The 19466-nt window shown below is 35.7% G+C and carries 15 protein-coding genes; 13 read left to right on the top strand and 2 right to left on the bottom strand.

The window, feature by feature from the left end; all coding sequences use genetic code 11:
- Positions 1-38: 38 nt before the first annotated feature.
- The 4 genes from ACTQ45_RS03385 (at position 39) to ACTQ45_RS03370 (ending at position 5292) form a co-directional block, all read left to right on the top strand.
- Entirely contained in the window at positions 39-2600 is a 2562-nt protein-coding gene (locus ACTQ45_RS03385; protein ID WP_441762962.1) for an exonuclease domain-containing protein, read from the top strand.
- 58 nt (positions 2601-2658) lie between these two features.
- Positions 2659-3135: a PepSY domain-containing protein gene (locus ACTQ45_RS03380; protein WP_441750551.1), complete on the top strand. Its 477-nt coding sequence runs from the start codon at positions 2659-2661 to the stop codon at positions 3133-3135.
- A 21-nt stretch (positions 3136-3156) separates the two neighbouring features.
- On the top strand, positions 3157-4455 hold the full coding sequence (gene asnS, locus ACTQ45_RS03375) for an asparagine--tRNA ligase (protein WP_441762961.1): 1299 nt from the start codon (positions 3157-3159) through the stop codon (positions 4453-4455).
- Positions 4456-4551: 96 nt separating this feature from the next.
- Complete coding sequence (locus ACTQ45_RS03370) at positions 4552-5292, top strand: DnaD domain-containing protein (RefSeq protein ID WP_441750549.1); 741 nt, start codon at positions 4552-4554, stop codon at positions 5290-5292.
- Between the two features lie 151 nt (positions 5293-5443).
- Here the strand turns inward: ACTQ45_RS03370 and ACTQ45_RS03365 are convergent, their stop codons facing one another.
- Together ACTQ45_RS03365 and recU are read right to left on the bottom strand one after the other, a co-directional pair.
- A complete protein-coding gene (locus ACTQ45_RS03365) occupies positions 5444-7960 on the bottom strand; it encodes a transglycosylase domain-containing protein (protein ID WP_441750547.1) in 2517 nt (838 codons plus the stop codon).
- A gap of 29 nt (positions 7961-7989) precedes the next feature.
- On the bottom strand, positions 7990-8592 hold the full coding sequence (gene recU, locus ACTQ45_RS03360) for a Holliday junction resolvase RecU (RefSeq protein ID WP_441750546.1): 603 nt from the start codon (positions 8590-8592) through the stop codon (positions 7990-7992).
- Between the two features lie 233 nt (positions 8593-8825).
- Here recU and tig point away from each other — a divergent pair, with 233 nt between their 5' ends.
- The 9 genes from tig (at position 8826) to pepT (ending at position 19457) form a co-directional block, all read left to right on the top strand.
- The gene (gene tig, locus ACTQ45_RS03355; RefSeq protein WP_441762960.1) at positions 8826-10106 is read left to right on the top strand and encodes a trigger factor; all 1281 of its coding nucleotides are present in this window, start codon (positions 8826-8828) and stop codon (positions 10104-10106) included.
- 141 nt (positions 10107-10247) lie between these two features.
- A complete protein-coding gene (gene clpX / locus ACTQ45_RS03350; RefSeq protein WP_441750544.1) occupies positions 10248-11492 on the top strand; it encodes an ATP-dependent Clp protease ATP-binding subunit ClpX in 1245 nt (414 codons plus the stop codon).
- Positions 11493-11509: 17 nt separating this feature from the next.
- A complete protein-coding gene (gene yihA, locus ACTQ45_RS03345; protein ID WP_441750543.1) occupies positions 11510-12097 on the top strand; it encodes a ribosome biogenesis GTP-binding protein YihA/YsxC in 588 nt (195 codons plus the stop codon).
- Between the two features lie 31 nt (positions 12098-12128).
- Positions 12129-13388, top strand: coding sequence for an MFS transporter (locus ACTQ45_RS03340; protein WP_441750542.1), 1260 nt, complete (start codon positions 12129-12131; stop codon positions 13386-13388).
- A gap of 20 nt (positions 13389-13408) precedes the next feature.
- Complete coding sequence (dnaG, locus tag ACTQ45_RS03335; RefSeq protein ID WP_441750541.1) at positions 13409-15328, top strand: DNA primase; 1920 nt, start codon at positions 13409-13411, stop codon at positions 15326-15328.
- 15 nt (positions 15329-15343) lie between these two features.
- Positions 15344-16501, top strand: coding sequence for an RNA polymerase sigma factor RpoD (gene rpoD / locus ACTQ45_RS03330; RefSeq protein WP_441750540.1), 1158 nt, complete (start codon positions 15344-15346; stop codon positions 16499-16501).
- 181 nt (positions 16502-16682) lie between these two features.
- Complete coding sequence (locus ACTQ45_RS03325; protein WP_441750539.1) at positions 16683-17405, top strand: tRNA (adenine(22)-N(1))-methyltransferase; 723 nt, start codon at positions 16683-16685, stop codon at positions 17403-17405.
- Positions 17395-18207 (top strand): Nif3-like dinuclear metal center hexameric protein, encoded by an 813-nt coding sequence (locus ACTQ45_RS03320; protein WP_441750538.1) that lies wholly within the window; start codon positions 17395-17397, stop codon positions 18205-18207. The genes ACTQ45_RS03325 and ACTQ45_RS03320 overlap by 11 nt, the downstream gene beginning before the upstream one ends.
- A 23-nt stretch (positions 18208-18230) precedes the next feature.
- The gene (gene pepT, locus ACTQ45_RS03315) at positions 18231-19457 is read left to right on the top strand and encodes a peptidase T (RefSeq protein ID WP_441750782.1); all 1227 of its coding nucleotides are present in this window, start codon (positions 18231-18233) and stop codon (positions 19455-19457) included.
- The last annotated feature ends 9 nt before the right edge of the window (positions 19458-19466 follow it).

Below are 19466 nucleotides of genomic sequence, written 5' to 3'. Positions count from 1 at the left end.
AACGATACTGCTTAGCAAGAAATTGAGGGATATAAACTATGACAAAAATCGCAATTGTTGATATTGAAACAACAGGACCTCGAATAGAAGAGGGCGATCAAATCATTCAAATCGCAGCTGTGATTATTGAAGAGGGACATATTATACAAGAGCATAATATGCTAATTAATCCTGAAATAGAGATCCCTTTTCATATTTCTCAGCTAACAGGAATCAATCAAGAAGTGGTTTTAAAAGCACCAACCTTTAAACAAGTAGCGGGCTTGTGGTATGAACGTTTACGCGACTGTGTTTTTGTTGCTCATAACCTAGCGTTGGATTTAAACTTTCTGCAAGAGAACTTTAGGCTTCATGGTTATGAGAGTTTCGAACCTATAGCGTTAGACACAGTGAAATTAGCTAAAATTCTAATTCCACAAGCACCAGGCTTTAACCTTAATGATTTGAGTAAACATTTCAATTTGTTTTTCGAAAATGCGCATGACGCTTTAGCTGACGCTCAGTTGACAACTCAATTACTGCATCACTTAGCGATGAGAGTTCAAGATCTACCTAAGGGTGTGTTACTCAATATGCGTCCTTTCGTCGAAGCTTTACCGAATGAAGAAATCGAATTGTTTGATCAACCTTCTTTATTTACATTGAATCAGGATGCGATTAGTGAGGCACCATTCATCAGAAAATCAATTGCAAACGAAGGTAAAGTGGGGCATAGTAATCAACAATTTGCTCAATTAATTCTTGAAAAAACTAACGAAAAAAAACAAATAGTGGTTGAAGATGCCCTACAACCAATCAATGAAGAATTAGTACAAAGTCTTATTAGTGAATTACTTAATCAGAATCAAGCCTTTGCTTTAGCCGTTACTCGTTCTAATCGTTTAAAAGATTGGCTATCATTCTTGAAAGATCAAGTGTCAGCTGAAGACATCCTTGTGTTAAAAAACGCCCGGCATTTTATTCATGTCGGTGCATTTAAACGTTTATTAGAAATTTACCAACCGTCGCCATCGAGTAATCAGCAAGAACTTATCATTATCGCTGCTACTATTAATTGGTTATCGTTTACGAAAAACGGTGACTATGATGAACTTAATCAAGAATTATGTGCACAAGCTTTGTTAAGTAAATACACTGAAAGATATTTATCGAACAGAAGCCATCAATTTTATCAAAATATGATAGAAAAAAGCTACTTGGCGCGAGTGATTTTAATGGATCATCGTTTCTTATCTGAATTAACACGTTATTATGACCGAGTGAATCAAGCACTATTCAAACGCACTTTATTAATTGATAATTTAAGTTTTTACACAAAACGTGTTAGACAGACTTATCAAGATAAATTTTCAATTAGCGAATGGTTTACTCGCACCCGTTTACTGATAGATCAACTAACATATCATTCCTTGGAAACAACTAGCTCATCCCATTTTTTAAAAAAACTTCAAGAATTTACCGAAGCCTTCAATGAACTCTTTAATTATTGTCAATTTCTACTAAAAGGTTTACCTAAGAATAAGTTGAAGAAAACGAAGGTTGAACACTTTATTTCAACGAAAGATACGGCTAGTCAGTATTTCAGCCAAGTAATCGCAACAATTCAAGCGATCTATTCTGACTTAGAGAGATTGGTTGAATTAGATAATCATCGATTGAAAAACACTATTTCAGAAGTGGATCCCAATTGGTTGTATCACTTTAGATTACTTAAACATTCCTTGCGACATAATATAGCGAACGCTTATGGAGCGAGTTATTGGTTAATCAAAGCTGAATATATTCAAGGACAGTTTTTCCATGTAGAATTAATTAAAGAAAGACTGGTGCTTGAAGAAAGTCATATCAATTACTTGCGAAAATTTGAGCAATTGCTCTTTTTGAGTCCGGGTGACTTACATTATTTACAAAATAATGGTACATACGAATGGCTGCAGTTACATAATTTTTACTTTTATTCCTTACCGAAAGTATCACAACTTGCCCCATTAAACATAAAAGTGCCAATCGAATTTATTCAAGAATCAGACGACTCAATAGCTACACAGAAATTCGAAAAATTACACTGTCAATTTATCGAAGAAAATATTGATTCTTTAGCCGACTATCTATTGATCATTGTTAATAGTAAGGCGGCTGCGCAAGAGACCTATCGTATTCTGTCTAAATCTGAAGTGATTAAGACTCATTTTTCTTTACATGCACAAGGTGTTAGTGGTAGTTTAAAAAAGATTAAAAGGCGTGCTCAAGAAATGAAACCATCAATTGTTGCGTTAAGTTGGAACGCCTTACTGACAGAACAATGGAGGATTCCTAATGAGACATTTGATATTCTAATCAGTAGCTTACCTTTTAATTCTCCTAAGAACTCTTTGATGCTTGCGATGAGTGAGTATTTAAAAGAAACAGATGAAACTGACTTTCATGAAGTGTTATTACCGCAAATGATTCAAGATTTTAAAGTCCTTACGAACTATTTGAGAGATTCTTTTGAAATCAATACAGCCTATTTATTTGATGAGAGAGTTTATACGAAATATTATTCACAACAAGTTCGTGAACAATTAGAAGTTTTAGTAAATTTTGAAATTAGTCAGTAAATCGACCTAAAAAATATGGTATGATAAGGAACGACAATACGATAGAGGAGGTTAGCTGTTGAATCGAAAAACAGTCTCAGTTTTAACAGCGATTTTTCTAATCTTGCTGATGAGCATTCTTGGTGTCTTTATGCAGAGCCAAGCCCGTGTGAATCAAGCAGAAGAAGAAACTATCAGCTTAGTTGAATTTGATTATGCAGTAGATAAAATAAATAAGTTTTATTGGATGACAACTGATAATACTTATTTTAGTTTAGATTTTATTGATGAAGAGGGCGTACAACATTTTGCAATTGTTGGGCAAGAGGGTGGCGATATTCAGTATTATGCTGAAAATGAAATCATCTCTGAACAAGACGCCAGTGACATCGCAATGAATGAAACATCGTTGATGAACATTATCCAAACGCGCTTAGGTTTATTAGAAAATAAGCCAGTTTGGGAAGTGACGTTAAAAAATGAGAATAATACATTAACGTATTTTTACATCGATGCGTCAACTGGTCGTTGGGTTAAAACAATATCAAATATTTAATTTTATTTTCAAGGAGGACTTATGGAAACAATTACAATGTCACAAGCAGCACAATATGTGGATCAAAAAGTTATGATTAACTCATGGGTAACCAACAAACGAAGCAGTGGAAAGATTGCCTTTTTACAACTACGTGATGGTTCAGCTTATTTCCAAGGGGTAGTATTAAAAAATCAAGTGCCTGAGGATATTTTCGAATTAGCAAAATCATTGCATCAAGAATCAAGCGTTCGTATACAAGGTACTGTCCAAGCGGATTCACGATCAGTTTTAGGTTATGAATTATTGGTTGAGGGAATCGAATTACTTGGGGAAAGTGAAAATTATCCAATCACTCCAAAAGAACACGGAACTGATTTCTTAATGGATCATCGTCACCTCTGGTTACGTTCTTCAAAACAACATGCCATTATGCAAGTACGTAATGAAATTATACGTGCGACGTATGAATTCATGAATATTAACGGCTTTATTAAAGTAGATCCACCAATCCTAACTGGAAGTTCTCCAGAAGGAACAACTGAGTTGTTCCACACGAAATATTTTGATGAAGATGCTTTCTTATCGCAAAGTGGTCAACTTTATTTAGAAGCAGCTGCTATGGCATTTGGAAAAGTATTCTCATTCGGACCAACTTTCCGTGCTGAAAAATCAAAAACAAGACGTCACTTAATCGAATTTTGGATGATGGAGCCAGAAATGGCATTCGTTGAGCATGCTGAGAGTTTAGAAGTACAAGAGAAATACGTTGCATTTGTTGTACGTAACGTTATTGATAACTGTCCAATCGCATTAAAAACTCTTGAGCGTGATGTAGAATTATTAGAAAAATATACTCAAACACCATACCCACGAATTGAATATACAGCAGCCATTGAATTATTGAATGCTAATGGTTTTGATGATATTAAATGGGGCGATGACTTTGGTTCTCCACATGAAACATTCATTGCAAGCCAATATGAACAACCTATCTTTATCCTACACTATCCAAAAGACATTAAACCTTTCTATATGAAAGAAAACCCTGAAGACCCAAGAACGGTCTTATGTGCGGATATGATCGCACCAGAAGGCTATGGGGAAATTATTGGTGGTTCAGAAAGAATTGCTGACTACGATCACATTATTAAAAACATCGAAAATTATGGCTTAGATCCAGAAGCTTACTCATGGTATGCTGATTTATCTAAATACGGTCCAGTACCTCACTCAGGTTTCGGAATTGGGTTAGAGCGTGCAGTTGCTTGGTTAACAGGAATTGAACATATTCGTGAAACAGCGCCATTCCCACGTCTATTAAACCGTTTATACCCATAACATAAAATTACAAACGAGAGTGTCTAAAAAACAATTGTCTGCTTCGTCAGCCAATTGTTTTTTTAGACACTTCAAACCGACTGAAAGGAGCTTACCATGAAATCATCTGCTTACGATTGGATGAAAGAAGGTTTTACGATGGTCCCGAACATACTTTTTAATCGATTCCATCAGTTAAACCTGACTTCAGACGAAATGTTATTAGTGCTTTATTTATTATCTCAAATGAACCAAAGTCAATCGATTGAAGAAACTACAAAAATTGCCAATCAATTAGGTTGGACAAGCGGCAAGTTATTCGGTGAACTAAATCAATTAATGGATAAAAATTATTTATCCATCGAATTAGTACCAGATAGAAATGGTAAACAAACAGATCATTATAGTTTAAGACCATTTTTCGAACAACTTGACGAGAAGTATTTTCAGAAGGCTGGGCAACAAACGACTGCTCAAATTTCAAAAGCGAAACAAACAGAAGATGAAACATTTAAGGAAACAGAATCTTTAGTGATGGCCTTTGAAAATGAATTTGGTCGTATGTTAACGCCATTGGAACTCGAAACTTTAAATACCTGGGTATCTCAAGATAATTATCAGCCAGCGTTGATTAAATATGCACTTAAAGAGGCCGTTATTCATCAAGCTCTCAGCTTGAAATATATCGACCGTATCTTATTGACGTGGGAAAAGAAAAATATTCGCACAGTTAACGAGGCTCAACAAGAAAGTGAACGATTCCAACAGAAACAACAGAGTAAAGCGATGCCCCCTAAAAAGGACAATCGCTATGATCATTTTGAAATCCCACTCTATGATTGGAAACCAGATAATTAACTTTGTTATATCATTATTTAAGTATACAACCGACCCTATTTTGAAGGGGGCTCTCTAGAAAAGAGGCATATAAAGTAAAAACAGACTAGTATAAAGGCATTTTATAGCCTTTAACTAGTCTGTTCTATTTTTAATTAGATGGTGTAATCGCTTAGGCAGGGGGGGCCGTCTCGACAGGTTCGGATGATTCCGGAGGAAGCGACTCATTTGGATCTGTTGGTGTCGACTCTGTTTCATCCGGTGGTAATTCTTCCGATTCTGATTCGGAAGAGTCTGTTTCTTCTGAGTTAGTTGTTAGTGTTAAAGTCACTACCAATGTATCAGAAGAACTATTACCATCGACAATTCTTAAGCGTAGAACATACTCACCGTCACCTTCAACTGGGACTGAGAATGTTGTACCGCTACCAGTGTAAATAACCACTCCATTTAAACTTAACTCAAAAGCGCCATTATCAGTTAAAGCACCCCATTGGGCAATGATACTCTTAGTTTCTTCATCGTAATTCGCATCGAACCAAGAGGGAGGATTCATGTATCGACCATAATATAAGGATTGTTGTGTTGGTTCAGAGCCTTTAACAAACAGTTCAGTTGAACGCATTTCAGCAGGCGTATACGGACCTGGTAATTGAAGTGGACTTGAGTATTTCTCAATTTCTACTGCAACGACACTATCTGGTTTTACCCAGTCAATATTAGGCGAGCTTTGCATCATAAAGGACATCATTTCTGCATAAATTTCCTGTGGAATTCTCGTGTCTTCTAAGGTTAATTGATTGCCTTGAACCATAGGATCGTCATAACCAATCCAAGTGGCGATGGAGTACTTGGGTGTTATACCAGCATACCAACCATCGCGTGCAGCATACGTACCGTTATCTAAACCTAATGTTTCAAGTTCTGTGCTACCATAATCTGTTGTGCCTGTTTTACCAGCATGATGTAAGCCTTCGATTTGAGCAGCAGCAGCAAATGGTCCAGGAACGCCTTTCAAGATATCAACCAACATATAGGCTGTTGAATCTTTCATAGCTTGTCTGGGTGTAGAAGTGAATTCCTGTACAGTTCCAGCTGCTGTCACTACTCGATTGACAGTATAGGGTGCAATAAATTCACCTTGATTAGCTATCGCTGCATAAGCGGCAGATAATTGAATTGGTGTCATTTCGCCACCTATCGAGTTAGATTCCACTAATTCACGATTGTTTTTATCATTAGTAATATTAATATTTAACTTTTGTAAAAAAGCGTAAGCATTATCCATGCCAACTTCCTGTAACAGCTTCAATGCAGGAATATTACGTGAACCTGCGAGTGCTTCCCTTAAAGTCATTTGACCTTTATAATCAAAGTCGAAATTATAAAGTGGTATGCCTTCACTATAAGTATAAGGTTCATCGACGATTGTTGTAGCAGTTGAATGATTCAAGTATTCAAAAGCAGGACCATAATCAATTAAAGGTTTAATTGTTGAACCGACACTACGGTTATCCGTGTTCGCACGGTTTAATCCGAAGGCAACTTCTTGATTACGTCCACCGATTACTGCAACTAATTGTCCGGTTTCAACATCTATAATTGAGACAGCAGTTTGAACGCGGTCGTTTGGAAAAATAACGGCAGAATTATCATTTACTGTTTCATATAATTTTTTCTGAGCAGACATGTCTAAATTCGTATAAACTTCGACACCATCAGTAAATATATTTAAATTCATTTTTTCTTGAACTTCTTGACTGACCATGTCAATGTAAGAATCGATTGTTAAATCATATTGAGCCAGTGAGTCCGTGTTAAGAGGTACTAGCATTGAATCAATCGATGTATTTAACGCTTCATCGTGCTGTTCTTGGTTAATTAATTTTCGATCTAACATCACCGATAAGACTAAATCACGTCTTTCTTTGGCATCTTCTGGGAAACTGTATGGATCATAGTCACTTGGTGCTTGTGGAATACCAGCAAGAAGGGCAGCTTCTGCTAAGTTGATTTCTTTAATTTCTTTACCAAAGAAATTTTTAGCGGCCGTTTTTACACCGTATGTATTGTTTGAATAGAACATTTTGTTTAAATACATCGTGAGAATCTCATCTTTAGAGTACTCTTGTTCTAAGCCAAGGGATAACCATGCTTCTTGTGCTTTACGCTCAAGTGTTTGATCTTGGAAATCCGTAGAGAAAACTGAGAGTTTGACGAGTTGTTGAGTAATTGTACTCCCGCCTTGAGTAATTTCACCAGCTTGTAAGTTTGCAAGGGCTGACCCTACGATTCGGATTGGATCTACTCCTTTATGACTATAAAAGCGAGCATCTTCAATTGCTAACACCGCATCTTTTAATAGCTCTGGAATTTCTTCTGGAGCCATCAAGTCCCTATTCTGACCGCCGAGTTCCTTAACTAATTCACCGTCACGATCAAATATTTTACTTGAAATCTGACCACGCAAGTCGGATTCAGTGATATCTGGAGCATTCATTGCGTAATAAGCAAACAATCCACCTCCAGCCATTAAAGCTAAAAAGAAAAGGGTAATAAGCAGAATAACCACTCGCTTTATCCATTTTCTGGCCGTATGTTTATTATTTTTTTTCTTTGGGTTCCTGTTAGAAGAACGTTTATTGTTATTCTGATATTTTTTACGTTCAACTCGACTTCCTGTAACCATTCATCTCTTCCTTTCAAACAATCGATGGTTTAACATATTCTATCTTTAATATAGGCATCGATTGCGGGTAAATAATCAATTAGTGGGAATAGACCAATATTGCATTGGTAGCCATTTTCTTTAATCCACTGATGGGTAAGACTTTGCTTATCAGAAGATTGTAAAAATTCATCAACTTTCTGAAAAGGTAATAAATATACTTCTTGGTGAACTTTGAATGATACAATCAAAAAAGAAAGTCCTCCCTGTTTTATACACTGGCGCATATGCACTCGCTGATGTTCTGGTAAGTTAGCTAATGGGAAACTGGTTTTATTTGTTGTTTCCTTAGCTTCAAAATCAATGTAATGATTCTTATAAACACCATTGTAATCTGTAGTGGAAGCATTTCTGTAGTAAGCCTCAGTTATTCTAGCAGCGCTTCTATGAGGGTAATTGACTTTAACTACTTGAATAGGAGTAGGCTTCTTATGTATGACGGCAAGTTCGTTATGTAAATAAAACTCGTTACTCTGATTCAATTTATCCTCCAGAGACATTCCGCGGCTTGCATAGTTTTTATTTTTCTTCTTTGGACGAGCACTTGGCTGAAAAGTACGGCCAGGTGTTTGACCAGCAGGATAGTTCAACATAAATTCACTCCTCTCATCCATTATACAGAATTATTATTGAATAAAAAATGAACAATTTGTTACTATTGTGTGAATTACTCTTAAGTATACGCTAAAATAAGCTAATTCAAAGCAAATTATTGAAAAAAACAACGGATATCACAATAATTCACTAAAATCATTTACAAAACATGATAAATTCGGTAAACTATACTAGTATGTAAACTATATTTAGTGTTGGAGGGTTAAGACACATGTCTGTAAAATTCGAAAAAAACGCAACAAACGAGGGATTATTAACTTTTGAAATCCCATTAGAAGATGTAAAAAAAGGTTTAGATAAAACATTTAAGAAAGTTCAAAAAACTGTTTCTGTACCAGGTTTCCGTAAAGGTAAAGTACCACGCCAAATTTTTAACAACGTTTACGGTGAAGAAGCATTATATGAAGATACATTAAATCTTCTATTACAAGATGCTTTTAGAAAAGCAATTGAAGAGTCTGGTGTTGAACCAGTTATCGAACCAGAAGTACATATCGAAAAAATGGAAAAAGGTGAAGCTTGGGTATTACATGCTCACGTCATTACTAAACCAGAAGTAAAATTAGGTCAATACAAAGAGTTAACTGTTGAGAAACAAGACCGTGAAGTTTCTGACGAAGAAGTTAACGAAGCAATCGAAACTAAACGTCAAGCTTTAGCTGAATTAGTTATTAAAGACTCTGAAGCAGTTTCTGGCGATACAGTTGTCATTGACTACGAAGGTTTCGTTGGCGAAGAAGCTTTTGAAGGTGGAAAAGGCGATAACCATTCATTAGAATTAGGTTCTAACTCATTCATCCCAGGTTTCGAAGAACAATTAGTCGGAACAAAAGCTGAAGATGAAAAAGACGTAGTTGTAACTTTCCCTGAAGAATATCATTCTGAAGATTTAGCTGGCAAAGAAGCAGTGTTTAAAGTTAAAGTTCACGAAGTTAAAGCAAAAGAAGTACCTGCTTTAGATGATGAATTTGCTAAAGACGCTGATGAAGAAGTTGAATCATTATCAGAATTAGAAAATAAAATTCGTGTTCAATTAACAGAAGAAAAAGAAGCAAACGCTAAAGAAGCGGTTGAAGATTTAGCTTTACGTCAAGCTGTTGAGAACGCTGAAATCGTTGAATTGCCACAAGCAATGGTTGATCAAGAAATTGAACGTCAAATGTCATATTTCTTAAACAACTTACAACGTCAAGGAATCAACGAAGAAATGTTCTACCAAATCTCAGGTCAATCTAAAGATGATTTAAAAGCTCAATATGCTGAGGAAGCTGAATTACGTACAAAAACTAACTTAGTTCTTGAAGCTATCGTAGAAGCAGAAGCTATTGAAATTTCTGAAGATGAGATCAATGCTGAAGTAGAATCATTAGCTGCACAATACAACATGGAAGTTGAACAAGTCCGTGGATTTGTATCTACAGATATGTTAGAAGCAGATGTTCGATTGAAAAAAGCAATGAGCTTAATTGTTGACTCAGTTGAAGAAAAATAAGATAATTAGGTTCAAATACTAATTATAATACTATAAGAGGGAATGCAAAAGTCACATGTGAAGGCACGGGCTAATTGCATCCCTTTTTTATCATTTGTGATGAGAAGTCACAAGTGATAATTATTAGAAAGGAGTAGTCGTATGGCTAAGAAAACGCCTAGAATAAATGACTATTTTTGCTCATTTTGTGGTAAATCACAAGAAGAAGTAAATAAAATTATCGCTGGTCCAGATGTATTTATCTGTGATGAGTGTGTTGAATTATGTAAAAGCATCATTGATGAAGAATTGAAGCATGATAAACAAGAGCAGCCAATTAATATCTTAAAGCCTAGCGAAATCATGGCGACTTTAGACCAATATGTGATTGGGCAAAAAGAAGCGAAGAAAACTCTTTCAGTAGCGGTTTATAATCACTATAAACGTGTGAACCATGATGTGGATTTTGAAGATGATATTGAATTACACAAAAGTAATATCTGTTTGGTAGGACCAACTGGTTCTGGTAAGACTTACCTAGCACAAAGTTTAGCTAGAATTCTGAATGTTCCCTTTGCAATTGCAGATGCTACCACCCTAACCGAAGCAGGTTATGTAGGTGAAGACGTTGAGAATATTCTATTAAAATTAGTTCAAGCAGCTGATTATGATTTAGAAAGAGCAGAAAAAGGCATTATTTACATTGATGAAATTGATAAAATTTCTCGAAAAGGAGAAAACACTTCAATTACACGTGACGTAAGTGGTGAAGGTGTCCAACAAGCTCTCTTGAAGATATTAGAAGGGACAGAAGCTAATATTCCACCTAAAGGTGGAAGAAAGCATCCTAACCAAGATTTCCTAAAATTAGATACAAGTCAGATTCTATTTATTGTTGGTGGTGCTTTTGATGGCATCGAAACGATTGTTAAAGAAAGATTTGGGAGCAAAGTAATCGGTTTTGGAAGCACAAACAGTCAAGTGGATAATACTAAATCATATATGCAACAAATTACACCGGAAGACTTACTGAAGTTTGGTTTAATACCAGAATTTATTGGACGTCTACCTGTAATGGCTTCATTAGAAGAATTGACTGAAGATGATTTAATTAATATTCTAACTAAACCTAAAAATGCATTGGTTAAACAATACCAACGTCTTCTTGAATTAGAAGATGTACAATTAGAGTTTGAAGAGGGTGCATTAGTTGAAATTGCTAAAAAAGCAATTCGTCGCGAAACTGGCGCGCGTGGCTTAAGATCTATTATTGAAGCAGTTATGCTAGATGTGATGTTCGAAGTGCCAAATCGTGATGATGTTAAGAAGATTGTTATCACGCGCGAGAATGTCATTGGGGAAAGTGAACCCAATTATTACAATGAAGAGAACCGAAAGATTTCTTAAACTAAGAGGTGAGTTTTATGAAAGTAACACACGCAGAACTAGTAATTAGTGCTGTTCGACCTGATCAGTACCCTGTTGATTCCGTACCGGAAATAGCACTAGCTGGACGTTCAAATGTTGGCAAGTCTTCTTTTATTAATCGAATGATTGAAAGAATCGGATTAGCTCGTACGTCTGGACAACCTGGAAAAACTCAAACTTTAAATTTTTACAATATTAACAATAAGTTTCGTTTTGTCGATGTACCTGGTTATGGTTACGCCAGAGTATCAAAAACTGAACGAGTTAAATGGGGTTCAATGATTGAGCATTACATTCTGAATAGAGATAATATTCGTTTGTTATTACTATTAATGGATATTCGCCACGAGCCAACTGATTTGGATAAAGCAATGAAAGATTTTGCGGATGATGCTGAAATACCTTATGCCATTGTTTTAACTAAATTAGATAAAATAAAAAAAAGCCAATTAAATAAGCAACTCTCAATGTATAAAAATGCATTGGATTTGCCTTCTATAGATGCTTTATTCTATATTTCGTCTGAAACCGGAGAAGGTTCGGAAGATATATGGGACATTATTGAAGATCAACTTGCTGATTAGATTCATTTAACTATCTAAAAGGAGACTTTAAATGATAAAAACGATATCTAAAAAGTTTACCAAAACTGAGTGGAGTTGGATATTTCAAGATTGGGCTAACTCGGTTTATTCGTTAATGATTACCACAGCTGTATTTCCAATATTCTATAAATCTGTTACAGACGCTGCAGGTATAGGGGCCTCTGATTCTACCGCATATCTTGGCTACGCCAATTCAACAGCCACCGTCTTAATTGGGTTACTGGCTCCACTTTTAGGAACTATCGCAGATTATCCTAAAGTTAGGAAGCCTTTATTCACAATAGGTACGATGTTAGGAATAATGGCTGTGTTTAGTATGATGTTTGTATCAAGTAGTGGATGGATGAGCTTACTCTTATTATATGCTGTATCAGCCATTGGTTTTGGAATGGCAAATATTTTTTATGATGGGTCTTTGATGGACGTCACAAGTCGTGACCGCTTAGATCAAGTTAGTTCCGCTGGTTTCGGCTTTGGATATATTGGAAGTGTGATTCCTTTCTTAATCTTTATGGTGTTTCAGTTAGGTGGCTTTTTTGACGCTAGAACGACTGTTAATATTGGATTTATGTTAACAGCTGTCTGGTGGTTTGGCTTCACAATTCCTTATTGGATGAATGTTGAACAAAAGTCCTATTCTGAAAAAGACGGCAATTTATTTCAATCAACGATTCAGTCGATTCGCTCAACCTTAAGTGAAATTAAAAAGTATAAACATATTTCATTATTTTTAATCGCTTATTTTTTCTATATTGACGGAGTAGGTACCATCATCAAGATGGCTACGTCTGTTGGTACAGATATAGGCTTATCGGCAGACCAACTGATTATTATGTTATTAATCGTTCAAGTTGTTGCATTTCCGTGTACTATTTTATACGGCGTGTTAGCCAAAAAATTTGGAACACGGAGTATGTTGTTTGTTGGTATCGCCACTTATATGGTCATTTGTGTTATTGCGTTAGGTTTAGACACGTTTAATGATTTTCTTTTCTTAGCGATCCTAGTTGGAACTGCCCAAGGGGGAATTCAATCATTAAGTCGATCATACTTCGGACAAATGATTCCTAGTCAGAATACGAATCAATTTTTTGGGTTTTACAATATCTTCGGAAAATTTAGTTCGGTTCTAGGGACAACAGCACTTGGTATTGTGGCTCAATTAACGGATGATTCGTTGAAAGGTGTATTTGCACTTATTGTACAATTTATCATCGGAGCCATTTTATTATTCATTGCTAAGCCTCCAGTCACAAAAGAGGCAGTATAAATTTAGAAAAGGTGATTTCAATGAGTTATATTCCTGAAGAAGTCATCCAAGACATACGTCAGAAAACAGATATTGTTGATGTAATTAATCAATATGTTCAATTAACCAAAAAGGGGACAAATTATTCAGCTTCTTGTCCTTTTCATGAAGACCGTAATCCGTCGTTTTCAGTCCATCCAGGCAAGCAAATCTACAAGTGTTTTAGTTGTGGTCGCGGTGGAAATGTTTATGGTTTTTTACAAGAAATAGAAGGAATTAATTTTGTTGCCGCTGTTCAAAAAGCTGCAGAATTTTCTAATGTAACACTCGATGAACGTTACACTCTTAACAGCGATGCAGGTGGTCATTCAAAAGAACATCAACTTCTTTATGATATCCATAAAAAAGTGAATGACTTTTATCATTATTATTTATTAAACACCACTAATGGTGAAAAAGCACTTAATTATTTAACTGATCGAGATATGACAGAAGCCACATTAGATACTTTTCAACTGGGTGTGGCACCATTAAATTCCGATGTGCTTTTACAATACTTATCACAAGAGAATTATACGAAAGAACAACTCGTTTCCAGTGGAATCTTTTATGAGAATAGTCAAGGGAGTCTTGTGGATCGTTTTCGTGGGAGAATTATTTTCCCTTTAAGAAATGCAAGAGCAGAAGTAGTTGGTTTCTCAGGACGTGTTTACGATGATACGTTAACAAATTCCTCACCAGCTAAATATTTAAATTCACCTGAAACAGATATTTTCCATAAAACTGATTTAGTATATAATTTAGATGTTGCAAGACCTAAAATTAGACAATTAAATCAGGTCATTGTATGCGAAGGATATATGGATGTTATTGCTTTAAATCAAGCAGGCTATATTCACTCAGTTGCTACAATGGGAACGAGTTTGACAGATGCCCATATCAAACAATTAGGTAAATTAGCTAACGAAATCATCTTTGTATTTGATGGTGATGAAGCTGGACAGAAAGCAACGGCAAGAGCTTTCGATCTTTCCAATAAATACAAACAATTGTTTAAAAGTATCCATATTCCAAATAAACTTGATCCAGATGATTGGATTAAGCAAAAGGGAGCGGCTAGCTTTCAAACATTAATTAATCAAGCAGATACACGATTTGAGTTTTACCGCACATACTTAAAACAAGAGTTTGATGTGAGTGATGATCAACAACTAGCCGCTTATATCGAACGACTTATTCAATTAATTTCCGAAATTAAATCACCTATTGAACAACAATTAAGGATTCGTGATATTGTTGAACAATATCATTTAAGTGAGAGCATACTGTTAGAACAACTTGCTCGAGCACGACATAATCAATTGGATAAGCCGGTTAATGAACAATCTACATATAAGCCAAAACCTATTGAAACAGAAACGGAATTAGCTTCGCCTGATTTTTGGGGGGCACCTCCACCGGAGGAAGAGTTTGAATCGAATTATGAAGTAGATAGTTTATCTTCAGCGCCAACCGTACTCAAAGTAAAATCTGCAAGAGCATACCAAAGTGAAAAACATTTAATTGCGTGCTTAATTTATTATCAAGAAGCCTGGGATTATTTAAATAGTCAAAATCAAACGATTATCATGTTTCACGAAACGGCTCAAGCTGTTTACTTTGAATTACAAGATTATTATTATCAAGGGAATAAAATGCCTTTAACTGGGATTGTAGATAAAATTCAAGATACGGAACTCAATCATTTTCTGACAACTTTAATTTGGGAAAGTGATCCCTTAGGTTATGCAGATGAAATTATTGAAGATTGTTTACGTGTGATTAATGAAGAGTTTATACACTTAGAAATTAAAGAGTTAAGACAAAAATCAGAACAATACCGTAAAGAACAGAAGTATACTGAAAATAACGAAGTGATTAATCGTATTATGAGTTTAAATCGACAGTTGAAAAAACGTTAAAAAGGGGGATTTTTAATGTCTGAAGAAAAAAATAAAGCTAAAGTATCAGATACTAAAAAACAAGCATTACAACTAACAGTGAAACAAGCAACGAAGAAATTAATTGCTGATAAGAAAGTACTGGGTCAAATTCATTATGATGAATTAACTGAAAAAATCGCAAGTCCTTATGCACTTAAATCAGAAGGAATTGACTTACTTATTCAAGAGATTGAAGATAGTGGGATTTCAGTTGTCGGTGACGATGGTGGTCCGACGAAACAACAAATGGTTCGTGCTGAGGATGTTAAAGAGTCTAAAAAAGAAGAGATGAGTGCTGCTTCAAAAGCGGCTGCATCCAAAGTAAAAGTTAGTGATCCAGTAAGAATGTACTTGAAAGAAATTGGACGTGTGCCTCTTTTAAATGCAGAAGAAGAAGTTGCACTTGCGATTAGAATTCAAGAAAATGATGACTTAGCTAAGCAAGAATTAGCTGAAGCTAACTTGAGGTTGGTAGTGTCAATTGCTAAACGTTATGTTGGCCGTGGTATGCAATTCTTGGATTTAATTCAAGAAGGCAATATGGGCTTAATGAAAGCAGTTGAGAAATTTGACCATACGAAAGGATTCAAATTCTCAACTTACGCTACTTGGTGGATTCGTCAAGCAATCACCCGTGCAATTGCTGACCAAGCGCGTACGATTCGTATCCCAGTTCATATGGTGGAAACAATCAATAAATTAGTTAGGGTACAACGTCAATTGCTTCAAGATTTAGGAAGAGAACCTACGCCTGAAGAAATCGGAGCGGAAATGGATTTACCGACTGAAAAAGTTCGTGAAATCCTTAAAATTGCCCAAGAACCTGTATCTCTTGAAACACCAATTGGTGAAGAAGATGATTCTCATTTAGGTGATTTCATTGAGGATGAAGCAGCAATGAGTCCAGAAACATTTACTTCTTCTGCTTTATTGCGTGAGCAATTAGAAGATGTTTTAGATACTTTAACAGATCGTGAAGAGAACGTATTGCGTCTACGTTTTGGTTTAGATGATGGGAATATCCGCACTTTAGAACAAGTCGGCAAAGTATTCGGAGTAACTCGCGAACGTATTCGTCAAATCGAAGCAAAAGCGTTACGTAAATTACGCCACCCAAGCCGTTCTAAACAATTAAAAGACTTTTTAGAATAAAAAATGATTAACCGAACATTTCAAAAGAAGCGTTGCATGTAACGACTGAATTCAAAAGGTTAGCAGTTACTCACGCTAAAGAGTGATGTTAACAATTTATTTGAATTGAGAAGTATGCTCTTCTTAGATATGTTCGGTTTTTTTTGATAAATTAACTAACATAATGTAATGAGGTGAGACAATGAATTCTGAAAAATTATCGCCGCGCTTAGAACATGTCGCGCATTTTATTAAACAGTATGGAACTGAACCAATCCGTTTAGCAGATATAGGAAGTGACCATGCTTATTTACCCTGTCATTTGGCATTAAATGATGTAATTTCTTTTGCAGTAGCAGGTGAAGTTGTGCAAGGGCCTTATCAATCTGCCATTAAAGAAGTTCAGCAACAAAGTTTAACAGAAACAATTGAGGTTAGAAAAGGCAATGGTCTTGAAGTGGTTAGTGTTGAAGATCAAATTAATGTCGTTGCAATTTGTGGGATGGGAGGGATATTAATTCGTAATATTCTTGAAGCTGGCTTAGAAGTTATCAAAGAAAATACAATCCTTGTACTGCAACCGAACATGGCTGAACCTCAATTAAGAGAATGGTTAAGTAGACATCATTTTATTATTCGAGATGAGAAGGTTGTCGAGGATAATGACCGTATGTATGAAATTATAGTTGCAGAATTTGTTTCTGGGCAACAACAAATACTAAGCCGCCGTCAACGAATCTTTGGACCCTTTAACTTAAAAGAAACAAGTCCTTCTTTTGTTGAAAAGTGGGAGCGTGAATTAAAAAGTCAAAAGAAAATTTATGCCTCGATGAAACAAGGATTAGGAGATGCGACGAATACTAAACTAATTGAAATGGAAAACCATATTCAGATGATTAGGGAGGAGTTAGTCCGTGTCAAATAATATTATCCAGTTACAAGATTTAACCAATGAATTAAACGCTGTATATCCAGAATTCCTTGCAGAAAACTGGGATCAAAACGGTTTACACTTTGGGCGTTTAGATGCTAGCGTTAATAATGTGATGGTTAGTTTAGATATCAGACCAAATGTTGTAGAAGAAGCAATTAATAAAGGGATTGACACGATTATTGTGCATCACCCGCCGCTTTTTAAGGCTATTCAAAGATTTGATTTAAATAAACCTGATATTGCAATGTACGCTGACTTGATAAAACATGACATCAATGTCTTTGCAATGCATACAAATTTTGATGCAGCCCATAATGGAATGAATGACTGGTTAGCGCAGCAGCTAGAGTTAGTGGATATACAATCGTTAGTCACTCATGAAGAACCTGAGAATCCAGGAATTGGTCGAGTAGGACGTTTGAAAGAAGCAATGACTCGAGAGGAGTTGCTGGTTTTCTTAAAAGAGAAGTATCAGCGCCAACAACTAGTAGTTATTGAGAAAGAACCAAAAGAAAATTATCAGGTAATCGGCATTGTTGGCGGAGCTGGATCTAGCTTTATGCATGAAGCTCTGGCAAATAATGTGGATGTCTTCATTACTGGGGACGTCTCTTATCACCAGGGCCATGATTTTTATGAGACAGGTTTTATGACGATAGATGCAGGTCATTATATAGAATCAATCTTTGTCCCAGGCTTAACTAAGGATTTGCAAGCACTGGTTAATGAACGTCATTGGAATATCACAGTCACAGCTAGTCAAATGAATACCAATCCTTTTTCTTACGAATAATAGAATGGAGTGTTTTAATGTCAATTTTTACAAAAACTCAAAATCGTTTAATTAAATATGCAAAAATCAATACGCGTTCAGATGTGAATAGTCCAACTATTCCATCAACGTCAATTCAGTTCGATTTATTGAATTTATTGGTAGATGAACTGAAAGAAATCGGGATGACGGAAGTAATATTAGATCCTAACAATGCTTTTGTAACAGCAACATTACCATCAACTATTGATAAAGATGTTCCAACAATTGGTTTTATTGCTCACGTTGATACAGCTGACTTTAATTCAGTTAATGTGTCTCCTCAGATTGTCGAAAATTATAATCTTGAAGATATCGTATTGAATAAAGAACAGAACATCGTAATGACGACGGCTTATTTTTCAAATTTATTGAAGTACAAAGGGCAAACATTAATCACAACAGATGGAACGACGCTCTTAGGTGCAGATGATAAAGCGGGAATAGCTGAAATTATCACTGCTATGGAATATCTCATTCAAAATCCTGAAATCAAGCATGGAAAAGTACGTGTGGCATTTGGTCCAGATGAAGAGATTGGACGTGGAGCCGATCACTTCGATGCTGAAGGCTTTGCTACTGATTTTGCTTATACATTGGATGGCGGACCAGTTGGAGAATTAGAATATGAAAGTTTTAATGCTGCTGGAGCTACATTAACGATTACGGGGAAAAACATTCATCCTGGTACGGCTAAGGGGAAAATGGTGAATGCAATCACTGTTATGAATGATTTTATGCAATTACTACCTGAAAATGAAGTGCCTGAACAAACTGAAGGTTTAGAAGGATTTTATCATGTTGCTGATGTAACGGGGACAGTTGATGAAGCTAAATTAAGTATGATTATTCGTGATCATGATCGTGAGTTATTTAATCAACGTAAAACATTCGTTGAAGATGCGGTTGCAAAAATCAATGAGAAGTATCCTAGCCGCCCAATTAAACTTGAATTATTTGATCAATATTACAATATGGCTGAAGTGATTGAAAAAGATATGACATCCGTAGAATTAGCCAAAAAAGCGATGGAAGACTTAGATATTAAACCACTTATTCATCCAATTCGTGGGGGGACAGATGGATCGAAAATCAGTTTCATGGGAATACCTACACCAAATATTTTCGCTGGCGGGGAAAACATGCATGGACGATTTGAATTTGTCGCAGTTGAATCGATGGTTAAAGCGACAGAAGTCGTTATTCGAATTATCGAATTAAACGCACAATAAACGATTGTT

The sequence above is a fragment of the Fundicoccus sp. Sow4_D5 genome, from assembly GCF_052116365.1.
Lineage (GTDB): Bacteria > Bacillota > Bacilli > Lactobacillales > Aerococcaceae > Fundicoccus.
This window is presented reverse-complemented; position numbering and strand designations above follow the sequence as displayed.